15 protein-coding genes are annotated in these 15,811 nt (G+C 72.8%); 10 read left to right on the forward strand and 5 right to left on the reverse strand.

The window, feature by feature from the left end:
* Positions 1–1,928: ATP-binding protein (locus ABZ342_RS47550; protein WP_360488325.1), on the reverse strand; the 1,928-nt coding region annotated here is incomplete at its 3' end.
* A 463-nt stretch (positions 1,929–2,391) separates the two neighbouring features.
* Here ABZ342_RS47550 and ABZ342_RS47555 point away from each other — a divergent pair.
* Positions 2,392–3,675, forward strand: coding sequence for a low temperature requirement protein A (locus ABZ342_RS47555; RefSeq protein WP_360488328.1), 1,284 nt, complete (start codon positions 2,392–2,394; stop codon positions 3,673–3,675).
* 48 nt (positions 3,676–3,723) lie between these two features.
* Positions 3,724–4,641: a sensor histidine kinase gene (locus tag ABZ342_RS47560; protein WP_360488331.1), complete on the forward strand. Its 918-nt coding sequence runs from the start codon at positions 3,724–3,726 to the stop codon at positions 4,639–4,641.
* A 34-nt stretch (positions 4,642–4,675) separates the two neighbouring features.
* Here ABZ342_RS47560 and ABZ342_RS47565 read toward each other — a convergent pair whose 3' ends face one another.
* Positions 4,676–5,350: a TetR/AcrR family transcriptional regulator gene (locus tag ABZ342_RS47565; protein WP_360488334.1), complete on the reverse strand. Its 675-nt coding sequence runs from the start codon at positions 5,348–5,350 to the stop codon at positions 4,676–4,678.
* Positions 5,351–5,473: 123 nt separating this feature from the next.
* On the opposite strand from ABZ342_RS47565, the gene ABZ342_RS47570 reads away from it, so the two are divergent.
* Positions 5,474–6,379: an NAD-dependent epimerase/dehydratase family protein gene (locus ABZ342_RS47570; RefSeq protein WP_360488337.1), complete on the forward strand. Its 906-nt coding sequence runs from the start codon at positions 5,474–5,476 to the stop codon at positions 6,377–6,379.
* A gap of 27 nt (positions 6,380–6,406) precedes the next feature.
* Here ABZ342_RS47570 and ABZ342_RS47575 read toward each other — a convergent pair whose 3' ends face one another.
* A complete protein-coding gene (locus ABZ342_RS47575; protein WP_155542997.1) occupies positions 6,407–6,829 on the reverse strand; it encodes an STAS domain-containing protein in 423 nt (140 codons plus the stop codon).
* A 305-nt stretch (positions 6,830–7,134) separates the two neighbouring features.
* Between ABZ342_RS47575 and ABZ342_RS47580 the strand changes: the two genes are divergently transcribed.
* The 6 genes from ABZ342_RS47580 to ABZ342_RS47605 all read left to right on the forward strand — a co-directional run bounded on the left by ABZ342_RS47580 (position 7,135) and on the right by ABZ342_RS47605 (position 13,433).
* Positions 7,135–8,700, forward strand: coding sequence for a long-chain fatty acid--CoA ligase (locus ABZ342_RS47580; RefSeq protein WP_360488340.1), 1,566 nt, complete (start codon positions 7,135–7,137; stop codon positions 8,698–8,700).
* Complete coding sequence (locus tag ABZ342_RS47585) at positions 8,697–9,473, forward strand: crotonase/enoyl-CoA hydratase family protein (protein WP_360488343.1); 777 nt, start codon at positions 8,697–8,699, stop codon at positions 9,471–9,473. The genes ABZ342_RS47580 and ABZ342_RS47585 overlap by 4 nt, the downstream gene beginning before the upstream one ends.
* Positions 9,470–11,386, forward strand: coding sequence for an acetoacetate--CoA ligase (locus tag ABZ342_RS47590; RefSeq protein ID WP_360488346.1), 1,917 nt, complete (start codon positions 9,470–9,472; stop codon positions 11,384–11,386). The genes ABZ342_RS47585 and ABZ342_RS47590 overlap by 4 nt, the downstream gene beginning before the upstream one ends.
* Positions 11,383–12,270 (forward strand): 3-hydroxyacyl-CoA dehydrogenase NAD-binding domain-containing protein, encoded by an 888-nt coding sequence (locus ABZ342_RS47595; protein WP_360488349.1) that lies wholly within the window; start codon positions 11,383–11,385, stop codon positions 12,268–12,270. The genes ABZ342_RS47590 and ABZ342_RS47595 overlap by 4 nt, the downstream gene beginning before the upstream one ends.
* 13 nt (positions 12,271–12,283) lie before the next feature.
* Positions 12,284–13,150, forward strand: coding sequence for a 4-hydroxyphenyl-beta-ketoacyl-CoA hydrolase (gene couO, locus ABZ342_RS47600; RefSeq protein WP_360488352.1), 867 nt, complete (start codon positions 12,284–12,286; stop codon positions 13,148–13,150).
* A 67-nt stretch (positions 13,151–13,217) separates the two neighbouring features.
* On the forward strand, positions 13,218–13,433 hold the full coding sequence (locus tag ABZ342_RS47605) for a DUF2188 domain-containing protein (protein ID WP_155542991.1): 216 nt from the start codon (positions 13,218–13,220) through the stop codon (positions 13,431–13,433).
* A 114-nt stretch (positions 13,434–13,547) separates the two neighbouring features.
* On the opposite strand, the gene ABZ342_RS47610 is transcribed toward ABZ342_RS47605, so the two are convergent.
* Positions 13,548–14,267 carry an ATP-binding protein gene (locus ABZ342_RS47610; protein WP_360488355.1) on the reverse strand — a complete coding sequence of 240 codons (720 nt, stop codon included), beginning with the start codon at positions 14,265–14,267 and terminating at the stop codon, positions 13,548–13,550.
* A 135-nt stretch (positions 14,268–14,402) separates the two neighbouring features.
* On the opposite strand from ABZ342_RS47610, the gene ABZ342_RS47615 reads away from it, so the two are divergent.
* Complete coding sequence (locus tag ABZ342_RS47615; protein ID WP_360488361.1) at positions 14,403–15,056, forward strand: HAD family hydrolase; 654 nt, start codon at positions 14,403–14,405, stop codon at positions 15,054–15,056.
* Here ABZ342_RS47615 and ABZ342_RS47620 read toward each other — a convergent pair.
* A complete protein-coding gene (locus ABZ342_RS47620) occupies positions 15,049–15,666 on the reverse strand; it encodes a class I SAM-dependent methyltransferase (RefSeq protein WP_360488358.1) in 618 nt (205 codons plus the stop codon). The genes ABZ342_RS47615 and ABZ342_RS47620 overlap by 8 nt on opposite strands.
* Positions 15,667–15,811: the final 145 nt, after the last annotated feature.

Here is a 15,811-nt window from a genome sequence, read left to right on the forward strand (position 1 = left end):
CGCACGTCAAGCACGCCCGGCAAGCCCTCGCGATCGACGAGATGCGCGGCCCGTTCATGCCGACCCTGTGGTCGAACCTGGACGAGGTGGGCGGCCCCCGCGTGCCGCGCGCCCGTTCCGGTCGCGCGCAGCCGTACCGTCACGCCGTGCAGCGCCGCGAGCCTGCCGACCACGAACAATCCCATCCGGCGGGTCGTCTCCGGGCCGACGGTCCCCGCCGCCGCGAGCCGCTCGTTCACCGTCGTGAGCTCCGCCGGCGTCATCCCGAGACCCTGGTCGACGACCTCGATGAGCAGCCCGCCGTCGGCACCTCGGTCGGCCGTCAACGCGACCTTGTGCTCCGGCGGGGAGAACCGCGTCGCGTTCTCCAGCAGCTCGGCGAGGATGTGCACGACGTCCGCGGCCGCTTCGGGCTGCACGGAGCTGCGCGGCGCGTTGCCCATCGCCACCCGCCGGTAGTCCTTGACCTCCGACGTCGCGGCGCGCAGCAGCTCGCGCGTCGGCACCGGCTCGCGGCCGTGGCGGACGGGCCGGCCGCCCGCCAGGACGTGCAGGTTCTCGCCGTTGCGGCGCAGCCGGGTCGCGATGTGGTCGATGCGGAACAGCTCGTCGAGCCGGCGCGGGTTCTGCTCCCCCGACTCGAGGTCTTCGATGATCGACAGCTGCTGCTCGACCAGCGACTGGCTCCGCCGCGACAGCGTCATGAACATCTCGCTGACCTGCTTGCGCAGCTCGGCCTGCTCGACGGCCAGCCGGACCGCCTGGCGGTGCATGTCGTCGAAGGCGCGGGCCAGCTGCCCGATCTCCTCCTCGGTCTTGACGCCGGAGTCGGGCACCGCGCGCCAGTCGACGTCGTGGCCTTCGCGGACCTGCCGGACGGTCTCCGGGAGCTGTTCGTTCGCCGCGCGCAGGGCGGCCGCGCGCAGCCGGCGCACCGGCGTGACGAGCGAACGCACCACCAGCAGGGCGATCGCGAGCGCGCCCAGCAGCGCGCCGAGGACCAGCGCGGTGTCACGCAGGGAGTCCGACCGGGCGCGGTCGGCCGCGGCCGAGACGTCGGAGCTCAGCTTCGCCACGACGTCGGTCAGCACCGCCGTCACCCCGGTGGTCTCGGCGGCGATCGAGGGGGCGAACGACGCGAGCCCCGCGTCCCCGCCGGTGCCGGATTCCTGCAGGGTGTCGCTCCGGCCTTCGGCGGAGCTCGTCGCCGCCTTGAAGCGGTTCAGCTGGTCGCCCGAGAGCTGGTGCTCGACCTGCTCGGCGAGCACCTCCTGCTCGGCGGCGGTCTGCACGACGGCCGGGCGCAGCGAAGCGTCGCCCGGGCTGTTCTGCGCCGCCCGCGCGTAGGTCTCCTCGGTGGCCAGCTCGCCCCGCAGGTGCACGATCAGCCGGGCGGTCTCCGCGCCGGAGGCGGTTTCGCTGCCGGCGTCGGCCGGGGCGAACGTGGGCACGAGGTCGCCGAGGGTGGCGATGATGTCGTTGTAGCCGGCGGCTTTCGTGCGGACGTCACCGCCGCCGACGCCGGCCGCGCGGATGCCCGAGAGCTTGCCCAGCGCGGTGTTCAGCGCCCGGCCGGTGTCCGCGGCCAGAGGCGAAAAGCCGATGTCGCGCTGGACCGCGGCCACCTTCGCGTCGACGGCGGCGGTCAGCGTGTCCGGCGCTCCCGCCGGCACCGCCACGGCCGCGACCATCTCCTGGCCCAGGGACGCGGTCAGGTCGATCGTGTCCCGCAGCACCGGCAGCCGGTCGCGCGCCGCGCTGAGCGCGGTCGCGCGGTCGAGTTCGCTCTGGATCCGGATCTCCGCGAGCGCCACCGCGACGAGCACGGGCAGCAGGAGGACGACGCTGATCTTGGTGCGGACGCTCCAGTGCGCCGGGGACCACGCGGTGTCCGCCGAGCGGCGGAGCGTGGATCTGCTTTCGTGCATGGTGGAACCGCTCGATTCCCAGCCGCGCGGACGGCTGACGTCGAACTCGGACAGGACGGGGGCCCCAGGGCCGACCACCGACGTCCTGAGTGGTCCGGAAACCCCGGCTCCCGGACCGGGGGAAGACGTGACGTTGATCGAGCCGACCAGCAGAGAACCTCACGCGCGCCATCCTTGTCAACCCTAAGGACCGGCGTTTCCGAACGCGGGTAATGAATTCCTTCCGCGGTTCACGCATTGTGTCCCGACGGTCGCAGCTTGTACACCGTACAACACTGTTCGCCCAGCTCCGGGGCCTGACACGACGTAAACAACCGACTTCGGCACACTGGCGGCAGAATTACCCACAAGAGCCGCCACAACGAATCCAGTGGCGAATCCCGCCATTGTTCGAATGGTGTGTTATTAATTCCCCCGACGCCCGGGTGGGAGCGTGACCGCCGGACCCGGCAGAATCGCCGCCGTGACCGAAGTGGACGTTGACACCGGCGGCGGCCCGGCCCACGGCAAGCGGGTCGGGTGGGTCGAGCTGTACTTCGACCTGGTTTTCGTCTTCGCGGTGGGCCAGGTGGCGCACGGCATCGTCGCGGACCCGCACTGGATGCGCGCCGCCACGGCGCTCGGCCTGTTCGCGACGCTGTGGTGGACGTGGATCGGCTTCGCCGTGCTCTACAACCGCCGCGGCGACGACAGCCGCGCCGCCGACCGGCTGTTCGTGCTCGCGGGCACCATCCCCTGCGGGATCGCCGCGACGCAGGCGCACCACGCGTTCGACGGGCATCCCGCGGTCTTCGCGGCGGCCATGGCCGGGGTGCGCCTGATCCTGGCGGCCGCGCACCGGTGGCCGGCGCGGCCCGGCCTCGACCAGAGCCGGATCAGCTGGGGCTACCTGGTGTCGGCGGCCCTGTTCGGCGTTTCGGCGGTCGTCCCGCACACGTGGGCGCTGTGGGTGTTCGCGCTGCTGGGGGAGGCGGGGTTCCTGCTGCTCGGCGACCGCCGCGGACGGCGTCGCCGCGGCGAGTCCCGGGAGCGGCCCTCGCCGGCGGCGCAGTGGCGGGTGCTGCTGAAATCGCCGCGCGACCCGAACCTGGCGGTCGACTCGGCGCACCTCGCCGAGCGCTTCGGCCTGTTCATGATCCTGCTGCTCGGCGAGCTGGTGATCACGGTCGGCACCGCGGCACTGGAACGGCCGGCCGACGACGTCACGTACTGGGCTTCGCTGATCGCCGGCCTGGTGATGGCGGGCGCGCTGTGGTGGCTGTACTTCTCCTCGGCCGCGCGGATCTACGAGCGGCTGCTCGACCTTTCCGGCGGCAACCCCTCGCTCGCGTATTCGCTGTACGCGGTCGGGCACTTCTTCCCGGCCTTCGCGCTGCTGCTCATCGCGGCGGGGGTGAACCTGTCGCTGCACGAGTCCCCGCCCCAGGCCGCGGCGTGGTTCACCACGGTGGGCCTGACGATGTACCTGGCCGGCACCCGGGTCTTCTCGGTGCCCGGCCGCCCGCGCTGGTACGCGAGCGTGGCCCGGATCTCGGCACTGGCGGCCACGGTGTGCCTCGCGTTCCTGAGCCGGGTGCTGCCGGCACCGGCGGTGATCTCGGTGATCGCGGTATGGGCAGTGCTCACCACGGTGGTGGCGGCGGGCATCCGCCACCGCACGCTCGACAGCCTGGGCGACGACCCGGTGGCGTTCCTGCGCGGCATCGAAGAGGAACGGCAGCGCCGGACACGCCCGTCCGAGAGCTGACGGGACGCGCCGCGCATACTGGAGGCGCTTTCGGCCCAAGGAGGCGATGTGAGCGCGGACCCTTTCGCGCACCCGGCGCTGTTCTACCGGGACGACGCCGAGTTCCTGGCCGGCACCGTGCCGTTCGTGGGGCACGGGCTCGCCGCCGGCGAACCGGTCGCCGTCGCCGTGCCGGGGCGCAACCTCGAGCTGCTGCGGCGTGAGCTGGGCACGGACGCCGAAAAGGTCCGGCTGCTGGACATGACCGACGCCGGCCGCAATCCCGGGCGGATCATCCCCCGCGTGCTGCGGGCCTTCGCCGACGCTCACCCCGGCGGTCCGGTGCGGATCATCGGCGAACCGATCTGGGCCGGGCGGTCGGACGTCGAGTACCCGGCGTGCGTGCAGCACGAAGCGCTCATCAACCACGCCTTCACCGGCCGGGACGTGACGATCCTGTGCCCGTACGACGTTTCGCGCCTGGAGGCGGCCGCGCTCGCCGACGCCGAGGCCACCCACCCGGTGCTGATCGACAGCGCGGGCCGGCGTCCCAGCACCGCGTACGCCCCCGACGACGTCGTGGCGCGGTACAACCGGCCGCTTCCGCCGGCGCCCGAACGCGTGGCGGAGCTGGCGGACACGACGGATCTCGCCGCGGCCCGGGCGCTGGCCCACACCCACGCGGCCGCGGGCGGGCTGAGCGCCGACCAGGCCGCCGACGTCGAGGTGGTCGTCACGGAGCTGCTCGCGAACTGCGTCGAACACGGCGGCGGCACCGGCACCGTCCGGCTGTGGACCGAAGACGGCGAGTTCGTCTGCGAAGTCCACGACCGCGGCACGCTGGCCGACCCGCTCGCCGGCCGCCGGCCCGCGACGCCGGAGCAGCACCGCGGCCGCGGGCTACTGCTCGTCAACTACCTCGCCGACCTGGTCCGCCTGCACACCGGCGACCACGGCACGACGTTCCGCGCGTACTTCCGCACCTGACGAGCCGGCCGTCCGGGCACGCGTCCCCCGAGGATCAGGGCAGGCCGGCGAGGTCGGCCAGCAGGGCCAGGTGGTGCCCGAAGTACTCGGCGCGCGCCTGGACCATGTCGTCGAGGCGGTGGAAGACCTCGAAGTTGACCTGGCCGAACAGGTGCGTCCACGCGAGCAGCGCTCGGTCCAGCCGCTCTTCGGACAGGCCGCCGCCCTGCTCCTCGATCAGGCGGCGCAGGTCGTCGCGGACCGGCCCCGGCAGCGGCGGCCCGGCCGGGACGTCCGGAGCCTCGCCGACGATGGCCGCGAGCAGCAGGATCACCTTCGATGCCGGCACCACGGTCTCCGGCGGCGCGGCGTACCCGGGCACGGGGTTGCCGTAGAGCAGGCCGTACTCGGCCGGGTGCGCCAGGGCCCAGGACCGCACCGCGTGGCACGCCGCGAGCCACCGGCCGCGCAGGTCCTCGCGCGGGACCGCCGCTTCCGCCTCGGCCGCCGCCGCGCCGAGCGCCTCGTACGCGTCGATGATCAACGCCGTCAGCAGGGCGTCACGGCTCGGGAAGTACCGGTACAGCGCCGAAGCGACGATGTCCATGTCGCGCGCGACGGCGCGCAGGGACAGGTTCGCGCCCTCCGTGGCGAGGCGACGGCGGGCGGCTTCCTTGATCTCCTGGTGCATTTCCGAGCGGACCCGGGCGCGCAGCGACGAGGCGGACACGGCCTCAGTGTGGCACATCGCGAGAACACCCGGACTCGCGCGAGAACACTGTTCTTGACACGGCCTTCGACCGGGCAGTACGGTGTTCTTGTCCGAGAACAGTGTTCTCCACTGGGGGTTTCCATGGCTCTGCACGTCATCGTCGGCGCCGGTCCGGTCGGCACGGCCACCGCGCGCCTGCTCGCCGGACGCGGCGAAGAAGTCCGTCTGCTCAGCCGCCGGGGACAAGGCCCCGACGGCGTCCAGCTCGTCGCCGCGGACGCCTCCGACGCCGCCACGCTCGCGCGGCACACGGCCGGCGCGACCGCGTTGTACTGCTGCGCGGGCCCGGCGTACCACCGCTGGGCCACCGACTGGCCGCCGCTCGGCGCCGCCCTCCTGCACGCGGCCGAAAGCAGCGGCGCGGTGCTCGTCACGACCGGCAACCTCTACGCGTACGGCGCCGTCGACGGCCCGATGACCGAGCGGCTGCCGGCGCGGCCGAACTCGAAGAAGGGCGCGGTGCGGGCCAAGCTCTGGGCCGACGCGCTCGCGGCGCACGAAGCCGGGCGGATCCGCACGGCCGAGGTCCGCGGGTCCGACTACCTCGGCGCGGGCACGCTGTCGGCGTTCACGGCCTTGGTGCTGCCCAAGATCCTGGCGGGCAAGCGCGCGTCGGCCCCGGCCGACCTCGACGCCCCGCACAGCTGGACCTACGTCGGCGACGTGGCCCGCACCCTGATCGCCGTCGCCGCCGACGAGCGGGCGTGGGGCAGGCCGTGGCACGCACCGACCGCACCGGCGAGGTCACTGCGGTCGCTGGCGACCCGGGCGGCGGAGCTGGCGGGCGCACCGGCGGCCCGCCTCACGACGATGCCCGCCGCCGCCCTGCGCCTGGCCGGGCTCTTCAGCCCGGCGGCGCGGGAGATGGTGGAGGTCCAGTACCAGCTGCGGGCGCCGTTCGTCCTGGATTCCTCGGCGGCGACGGCGGCGTTCGGCATCGAGCCGACGCCCACCGACGACGCCCTGCTGGAGACGATCAAGAACTGAGCGCGCCGCCGGGTGCCGGAAGGCCCGCTAGTTCGGGATCTCCGTCGCCCGCTCCCAGCCCGACGGCAGCCGGCTCAGGTTCAGCGCGTGGTCGAGGCCGCTCCCGGCCAGCGCCCGGCGCACGACGCGGTTGTCGCCGGTGACGATCCGGAGGGTGGTGCTCTCGCGGACCGTCCGGACGTGGATGCCGGCGAGCACCGAAAGCCCGGCCGAGTCCAGGAAGTCGACCTCGGACAGGTCGAGCACCAGGACCGGGAACTTCCGGTGCGCCCACGTGCTCAGGACCGAGGCGAGCTCGGCGGCGCTGTCCTCGCCGAGCGCGCCGCGGATCCGGACCATGACGGCGCCGAAGTACGGCCGGATCACCTGGATGTCGAACGGGCTTCGCTCGATGAGGGGGGACGGCGCCGCCACCGGGATCGCCGTCGCGGGGTGCTGCACGACTAACATCTTCAGTACGCCTTCAGTCGCGGATGGCGTGCCGAGCGGTGTCCACTGCCCGCTCGGACGCCGTAAGTCGAGGGAGGGGCGGCTGCTCCTGAACCGCACCTTTACAGCCTAGTACTTGATCCAAACGGCGCAACCCCGCCAACGGCCGAACCGACCGTCTCCCGCCGTCCGCCGAAAGCGCGCCTTCCCGGCGTACGTACCAAAAACCGGCGTTCCGACGGCTCACCCTTGACAGTTCGCACGGATGACGGTCATGCTCGATAGCGTCTCAGGGTTCCTGATATAGAGTGTGGAGGTACTCCGGCGTGACCCGTTCGCCGCACGGCCCGGCCGACTTCGGCCTCGGCAGCTGGCCCGCGCGCCGGGCCCGGATCTCCCCCGGCCGCACCGCGCTCGTCCAGCCCGGGCGCACGCGCACCTACGCGGAGCTCGCCGACCGCGTCGAACGGCTGGCCGGCGCGCTCGCCCGGCTCGGCGTGCGCCCGGGCGACCGCGTGGCCTATCTCGGGGTCAACGACGTAACCGTCTTCGAGACGCTCTTCGCCACCGCCCGCCTCGGCGCGCTCTTCGTCCCGCTCAACTTCCGGCTCTCCCCCGCCGAGATCCGCTACATGCTCGAAGACAGCGGCGCTTCGGTGCTGGTGCACAGCCCGGACACCGACGACCTGCTGGCCGGCCCGCTGCCGGAGACCCTCCGGCACGTCGTCGCGACGGATCCCGCGTCGTGCCCGGCCGGCGGCCTGGACTTCGAGGCCGAGCTGGCCGCCGCCGGCGACCCACCACCCGCCGCGGTGCGGCTGGAGGACCCCTGCCTGCTGCTCTACACCTCCGGCACCACCGGCCGGCCGAAGGCGGCGGTCCTCACCCACGGGAACCTCACCTGGAACACCGTCAACCAGCTCGCCCACCTCGACGTCCTGGGCACCGACAAGGCGCTGTGCATCGCGCCGCTGTTCCACTGCGTCGGGCTGGGCCAGATCACGCTGCCGACGCTGTTCAAGGGCGGCAGCGTGGAACCGGTGGCGAAGTTCGACCCGGGCGCGATCCTCGGCCGGATCGGCGAGGCCGGGATCACGAGCTTCTCCGCGGTCCCCACGATGCTGGAAATGCTGTGCCGCCACGAGGACTGGGACCGCACGGACCTGAGCTCGCTGACGTGCGTGCTCTACGGCGGCTCGCCGGTCGCCGAGCGCGTCGCCCGCGCGTGGCTCGACCGCGGCGTGAAACTCCTTCAGGGTTACGGCATGACCGAAGCCTCGCCGGGCGTCTCGATGGCCACCCACGAGGGCACGCTCGACCACCCCGTCGCCGCCGGCGTGCCGCACTTCTTCACCGACGTGGCCGGTCTCGGCCCCGATCTCACGCCCGAGCCGCTCGGTGAGACGCCCGCGGAGCTGCTGGTGCGCGGCCCGCACGTGTTCGGCGGCTACTGGAACCGGCCCGAGGAGTCGAAGGCGAGCTTCGTCGGCGGCGACTGGTTCCGCACCGGCGACGTCGTCCGCGTCGACGACGACGGCTGGGCCCACGTCGTCGACCGCGTCAAGGACCTGATCATCTCCGGCGGCGAGAACGTCTACCCCGCCGAGATCGAGGCGGTCGCGGTCCGGCTCGACGAGGTCGACGCCTGCGCCGTCGTGGGGGTGGCCGACGAGCGCTGGGGCGAGGTCGGCGCCGCCTTCGTCGTCCGCCGCGCCGGCGCCCAGCTCGGCGAAGCCGCCTTCCGCGCCCACCTCGAACGGCATCTCGCGCGCTTCAAGGTGCCCAAGTACGTGCAGTTCACCGAAACCCTGCCGGTCAACGCCACCGGCAAGATCCGCCGCGTCGAGCTCCGCGCGCGAGCCGCCGCGTCCTTCCCGAACGGACCCGCATGACGATCCCCCTCCTGCCGTCTTCGCTGCACCTGGAGCTGCTCGACGACGTCGCCGTGCTGCGGCTGGCGCGCCCCGAGAAGCGCAACGCCCTCGACGACGCCACCGTGCTCGGCCTCGAAACGTTCTTCGGTGCCCCGCCGCGCGGCGTCAAGGCCGTCGTGCTCGACGCCGTGGGCGAGCACTTCTCCGCCGGGCTCGACCTTTCCGAGCTCACCGAGCGCGACGCGTTCGAGGGCCTGGAGCACTCGATGATGTGGCACCGCGCCTTCGAACGGCTCGAGCGCGGGCGCGTCCCGGTCGTCGCCGTGCTCCGGGGTGCGGTCGTCGGCGGCGGCCTGGAGCTGGCGGCGGCCGCGCACATCCGCGTCGCCGAGCCGTCGGCGTTCTACGCGCTGCCGGAGGGCCAGCGCGGGCTGTTCGTCGGCGGCGGCGCCTCGGTGCGCGTGCCGCGGCTGATCGGCGCGAGCCGGATGGCCGACATGATGCTCACCGGCCGCGTCCTCGACGCCGACGAAGGCCACGCCGCCGGGCTGTCGCACTACCGCGTCGACGACGGCTTCGAGCACGGGCTCGCCCTGGCCCGCAAGATCGCCACGAACTCGCCGATCACGAACTTCGCCGTCCTGCAGGCACTCCCCCGCATCGCCGAGGCCAACCCGGCCGAGGGCTACTTCATGGAGTCGCTGATGGCCGCGGTGGCGACCGGCAGCGCCGAGGCCAAGGAACGGATGCAGGCCTTCCTCGACAAGCGCGCCGGGAAGGTCGGGCGATGATCCTGCGCCCGGTCGCCCCCGACGTCCGCGAAACCACCGAGATCGGCCGGTACCTGGGGTGGCTGGCCGCCCGCGGCCGTTCGTTCGACGACTACGCCGCGCTCCACCGCTGGTCGGTGACCGACCTCGACGGCTTCTGGGCGTCGATCAAGGACTTCTTCGGCGTCCGCTTCCACTCCCCCGCCGAAAGCGTCGTGCCGGACCGGAGGATGCCCGGCACCGAGTGGTTCCCCGGCGCGACCCTCAACTACGCCGAGCACGCCCTCGGCGGGCCGCCGGACGACATCGCCGTCATCGCGTACTCCCAGACCCGGGAGCGCGCGGAGCTGACCTGGGGTGAGCTGCGCGAACAGGTCGAGAAGGCCCGCGCGGGCCTCGCCCGGCTCGGGGTCGGGCGCGGCGACCGCGTGGTGGCGTACCTGCCGAACATCCCCGAAACCGTGGTCGCCTACCTCGCGGTCGCGAGCCTCGGCGCGGTCTGGGCGTCCTGCGCGCCCGAGTTCGGCGCCCGCTCGGTCGTCGACCGGTTCGGCCAGATCGAACCCCGCGTGCTGCTGACCGTGTCCGGCTACCGCTACGGCGCCAAGGACGTCGACCGCCGCGCCGAGGTGGCCGAGATCCGCGCCGGCCTGCCGACCGTCGAGCACATCGTCCACATTCCCTACGGCGACCACGATCTCCCGGACACCCTGGACTGGAGCACCCTCCTCACCGAAAGCGCGCCCGGGTTCGAGCCGGTCGGCTTCGCGCACCCGCTGTGCGTGCTGTTCTCCTCCGGCACCACCGGCAAGCCGAAGGCGATCGTGCACGGCCACGGCGGGATCCTGCTGGAGCACCTCAAGAACCACGGCCTCAGCTGGGACCTGCGCCCCGGCGACCGGATCCTCTGGTTCTCCACCACCGCCTGGATGATGTGGAACGCGCTCGTCTCGGGACTGCTCACCGGCGCGTCGATCGTGCTGGTCGACGGCAACCCGCTGCACCCGGACCTGGCGTGGCAGTGGCGGCTGGCCGCCGAAACCCGCGCGACGCTGATGGGCGCGAGCCCGGGCTTCCTGATGGCGTGCCGGAAAGCGGGCCTGAACCCGGCGTCGGAGTTCGACCTGAGCGCGGTGCGGCAGATCGGCGCGGCGGGCAGCCCGCTGCCGGCCGAGGGCTACCACTGGGTGCGGGACGTCTTCGGGCCCGGCGTGCTGCTCAACGTCGGCAGCGGCGGCACCGACGTCTGCAGCGGGATCGTCCAGGGCGGCCCGCTGCAGCCCGTGGTGGCCGGCGAGATCTCCGGGCCGTGCCTCGGCGTCGACGCGAAGGCGTTCGACGAGCACGGCGCCCCGGTGGTCGGCGAGCTGGGCGAGCTGGTGATCACCGCGCCGATGCCGTCCATGCCGGTCGGGTTCTGGGGCGACGACACGGGTGCGCGCTACCGCGAAACGTACTTCGACGTCTATCCCGGGGTCTGGCGCCACGGCGACTGGATCCGGTTCTCCCCGGAGGGGAGCTGCGTCATCGCCGGACGCTCCGACGCGACGCTCAACCGCGGCGGTGTCCGGCTCGGCACCGCCGAGTTCTACGCCGTCGTCGAGGAACTGCCGGAGGTCGACGACTCCCTCGTCGTGCACCTCGAAGACCCCGACGGCGGCAACGGCGACCTCCGTCTCTACGTCGTCGTCCGGGACGGCGTCTTGGACGCACCGCTGCGCGAGAAGATCACGACGGCGTTGAAGAGCGCCCTGTCGCCGCGGCACGTGCCGGACACGATCACCGCCGTCCCGGTGATCCCCCGCAACCGCACCGGGAAGAAGCTGGAGCTGCCCGTGAAGAAACTCCTGCTCGGCGCCCGGGCCGAGGACGTCGTCGGCCGGGACGTCCTGGCCGATCCCACCGCTCTGGACCACTTCGGGGCGCGCGCATGAGCACCGTCGCGGTCGTCGGCACCGGCGTGATCGGCGCGAGCTGGGCCGGGCTCTTCCTCGCCCACGGCCACGACGTCGTCGCCACCGATCCGGCGCCCGGCGCCGAAGAACGGTTGCGCGATGCGCTCGAAGACACGGATCGGCTGCGGTTCGTCGCCGACGCCGGCGAAGCCGCCGCCGCCGCGGACTTCGTCCAGGAGAACGGTCCTGAGCGCGAGGACGTCAAGCACGCGCTGTTCGCCGTCCTCGACGAGGCCGCGCGGCCGGACGTGATCCTGGCGAGCAGCTCGTCCGGGCTGCTGCCGAGCGTCATCGCCCGCGGCTGCCCGCGCCATCCCGAGCGGGTCGTCATCGGCCACCCGTTCAACCCGCCGCACCTCATCCCGCTCGTCGAGGTGGTGCCCGGCCGCGAGACCGCGCCCGAGGTCGTCGACCGGGCCGTGGCGTTCTACACGTCGCTCGGGAAACGGCCGATCCGGCTGACGCGGGAAGTGCCCGGCCACGTCGCGAACCGGCTGCAGGCCGCGCTGTGGCAGGAGGCGTACTCGCTCGTGGAACGCGGCATCGCGACGGTCGCGGACATCGACACGGCGATCGCGTACGGGCCCGGGCTGCGCTGGGCCGTGCTCGGCCCGTTCCTCAACCAGCACCTCTCCGGCGGCGCGGGCGGGCTCGCGCACGTCCTGGCGCACCTCGGCCCGCCCACCGAAGAGTGGTGGCGCGACCTGGGCCGCGTCCACCTGACCCCGGAGCTGGCCGAGACACTCGTCGCCGGGGTCGATGCGGAACTCGGCGGCATCGGCGACGATCAGCTCGTCGCCGCCCGCGATGCCGTCCTGAACCGGCTGCTGGCCGCCAAGGCCGCGCAGCCCGACCTGCCCTGAACCTGGAGCTTCCGTGGACCTTTCCGCACTGACCGCCATCGACGTCCACACCCACGTCGAACAGGACGGGCACGGCTGCTTCGCCCTCGACCAGGAGCTGCTGGACGCGTCGGAGAAGTACTTCCGCGCCGGCCAGGACCGGACGCCGACGGTGGCCGCGATCGCCGAGCACTACCGGGCGCGGAACATGGCCGCCGTCGTCTTCACGGTCGAGGCGCCGGCCGCGACCGGGCACCCCGCGCTCTCGAGCGAGGAGATCGCCGACGCGGCCGCCGAGCACGCCGACGTGCTCATCCCGTTCGGCTCGGTCGACCCGCACGCCGGGAAGGCCGCCGTGCGCCGCGCGCGGGCACTGGTCGAGGGGCACGGCGTCCGCGGCTTCAAGTTCCACCCCAGCCTGCAGGCGTTCGAGCCGAACGACGTCCGGTACTACCCGTTGTACGAAGCCATCCAGGAGCTGGGCGTCCCGGCGCTGTTCCACACCGGGCAGACGGGGATCGGCGCCGGGCTGCCGGGCGGGCACGGCATCAAGCTGCGCTACTCGAACCCGATGCTGCTCGACGACGTCGCCGCCGACTTCCCGGAGCTGACGATCATCCTCGCGCACCCGTCGGTGCCGTGGCAGGACGAGGCGATCTCGGTCGCGACGCACAAGGCCAACGTCTACATCGACCTGTCCGGCTGGTCCCCGAAGTACTTCCCGCCGCAGCTGGTCCGCGCGGCGAACTCGCTGCTCAAGCGGAAGGTGCTGTTCGGCTCGGACTTCCCGGTGATCACCCCGGACCGCTGGCTCGCCGACTTCGCCGCCCTCGACCTCAAGGAGGAAGTGCGGCCGCTGATCCTCAAGGACAACGCCGTGCGGGTACTCGGCCTTTCCTGAAGGTTTGTCCGCATCGTTCCCGGGCACCCGTTCCGTCTGGCGCTTTTGCGGACGGGAGGCGGAAATCGTGGCCGAGGGTGACGTGCACACCTACTTCGAAAACGGGCTGTGGAAGAACCGCGTCGAGGGCGGGCACCGGGCTTCCAACACCTCGCCGCGCCGGACCGACGCCGTGCTCGCCGGCCGGCTGATCGCGAAGAAGCGGCGGGTCGGGCACGTGGTCCACACCCCGGAAGGCGACGTCGAAACCGAACGCGACTTCCGGCCGCGGCGTCCACAGTAGACGAAGACCCGCCCCGCCCGGCGGAGGCCGGGGGTGGACCTGGGAGCGGAGGCGGGAGCTTCTGTCCGTTCCCACGCGGGGGAAACACCGGTGTTCCCCGGAGTGACGCGGACCTCAAGCGCGGCGCAGCACGGCCCACACGGTCTTGCCGCCGGAGCGGCGCCGGCTGCTCCCCCACACCTTCGCGACCTTGGCGACCATCCGCAGCCCGAGCCCCGTCTCGGTCAGGTCGAGCCCTTCGCGCACCACCGCGGGACGCGGGCTTTCGTCGGCCACCTCGACCGACAGCCGGCGGCGGCGCAGCTCCAGCCGCAGCCGGGGCACGGAATCCGTGTGCCGCAGGGTGTTTTCGACGAGCTCGGTCGCGACCAGCGCGGCGTCCTCGGCCAGCTCGGGCACCCGCCACTCGGCACAGGTCCCCCGCACGAACGCGCGGGCGGACGCCGAAGTACGGGACGAGCGGGTCAGCACGCGGCGCGCGCGTTTCCGCGAGGGGCGCTCCAGCGCGGCTTCGGCCGAGGCGGCGTCGGCGTACACGGGCGCGCTCTGGGCGGCCAGCACCGCTCGTTGGTCGGGCCGGCCGGTCACCAGCACGAAGGGCACGGCCGGCCAGTCGCCGAGCCGCAGCGCGACGAACGAGAACACCTTGACGAGTTCGCGGTCTTCGAGTTCGAGGCCTTCGACGTCGACGAGGACGCCGTCGTCGGACTCGGCGGCGAGTTCGAGCAAGCTGTCGCGCAGCTGCGGACCAGTCGTCCGATCGAGGACGCCGACGGCCGCGGTCGTCGAGCCGTGCCGGGGAACCAGCCGGACGGAATTGTGCCGGGCGAGCACCGGGGACCACCTCCTGCCGGGTCTCCCGATCGGGTCCCCCGTCTCGGCGCACTCAAACGGTGACGTGTACTCCCGTCCGTCCGGGGTACCCGAACGGACCTGCGAACCCGAGGAGCCATCATCGCCACCGCGGTCCTGTTCGACATCGACGGCACGCTCGTCGACTCCAACTACCTCCACGTCCACGCCTGGCGGCGGGCGTTCCACGAGCTGGACCGGCCCGTCGACTCCTGGCGCGTGCACCGCGCGCTCGGCAAGGGCTCCGGCAAGCTGCTGAGCACACTGCTCGGCGACGACGACGCCGAGCGCGTCGGCGACGAGGTCGAGGACCTGCACAGCCGCTTCTACCTGGAGACGGCCGGCCTGCTGCGGCCGTTCGCCCAGGCCCCGGAGCTGATCCGGGCGCTCGCCGCGAAGGGCGTGCGGGTCGTCCTGGCGACGTCGGCGGCGCCCGACGAGCTGGCCGAGCTTCGCCGCGTCCTCGGAGTGGATGACGTGGTGAAGGACATCGTCTCGGGCGCCGACGTCGACGCGACGAAACCGGACCCGGAACCGGTGCTGGTGGCGCTGGAGAAGGCCGGCACGGCCCCGGCGGACACGATGTTCGTCGGCGACGCGGTCTGGGACGTGCGAGCCGCCTCGAAGGCCGGCGTGCGCACGATCGGCGTCCTGTCGGGCGGAGTCGGCGCGGCGGAACTGGAAGAGGCGGGCGCGATCGCGACCTACGACGATGTCGCGGCCTTGCTCGCGGACCTCGAGAAGAGCCCGCTGGCCGAGCTGTTCAGCTGACCTTCCGGGCCACCAGCCGTTCGACGAGTCCCAGCTTGAACCGTTCCCGCCGCTCGATCGGCAACCCGAGTGCCTCCACCAGCTTCAGCGGCCGCCGCCGGAAGTGCTCGCCCGCCAAGGGAACGCTCGCCAGCTCCACCAGCCACTGGGCCGCGCGCACCGCGAACGACGAGCCCGCCACGTGGTCGACCAGGATCAGCCTCCCGCCGGGACGCAGGACGCGGGCCATCTCCGCGACCGCCGTCGCGGGGTCCGGGATCGCGCAGAGGCCGAACGTGCACACGACCGTGTCGAAGGACGCCTCGGCGAACGGCAGCTCGTGCGCGCTGCCCTGCGCCAAGGTGACCGCGCGGCCGAGTTCGCGGGCTCGCGACCGGGCGATGTCGAGCATCCCGGAGCTCAGGTCGAGCCCGGTGAGCGTCACCCCGTCGGGGTACCAGGCCAGGTTGAGCCCGGTCCCGACGGCGACCTCCAGGACCTCGCCGGTCGCCTGGCCGCAGGCCCACTCCCGCGAGTCGCCGAAGAGGCGGCGGTCCCAGACGCCCATCTCCGCGTCATAGCTTGCCGACTTGCGGTCCCAGTACCGGTTCCACCGCTCCGCCTTCGCCATGCCCCCCAGCGAAGCACGAACCGGCCCGGGATCGGGTGATCCCGGGCCGGGTGCGCTCAGCCGAACAAACCCGGCGCGTAGGAGCCCGATCGGAAGAGGGGCGGGGAGGGAAAGAGTGTGAGGGGCTAGGGGTATATAGGGGTGG

Origin of the sequence: Amycolatopsis sp. NPDC005961 (genome assembly GCF_040629235.1) — a bacterium.
Classification (GTDB): Bacteria; Actinomycetota; Actinomycetes; order Mycobacteriales; family Pseudonocardiaceae; genus Amycolatopsis; species Amycolatopsis camponoti.

Coding starts and splice junctions, on each gene's coding strand:
- ABZ342_RS47585 (WP_360488343.1), top strand. CDS start 8,697: ATGACGATCCCCCTCCTGCCGTCTTCGCTGCACCTGGAGCTGCTCGAC.
- ABZ342_RS47570 (WP_360488337.1), top strand. CDS start 5,474: ATGGCTCTGCACGTCATCGTCGGCGCCGGTCCGGTCGGCACGGCCACC.
- ABZ342_RS47575 (WP_155542997.1), bottom strand. CDS start 6,829: ATGTTAGTCGTGCAGCACCCCGCGACGGCGATCCCGGTGGCGGCGCCG.
- ABZ342_RS47620 (WP_360488358.1), bottom strand. CDS start 15,666: ATGGCGAAGGCGGAGCGGTGGAACCGGTACTGGGACCGCAAGTCGGCA.
- ABZ342_RS47595 (WP_360488349.1), top strand. CDS start 11,383: ATGAGCACCGTCGCGGTCGTCGGCACCGGCGTGATCGGCGCGAGCTGG.
- ABZ342_RS47590 (WP_360488346.1), top strand. CDS start 9,470: ATGATCCTGCGCCCGGTCGCCCCCGACGTCCGCGAAACCACCGAGATC.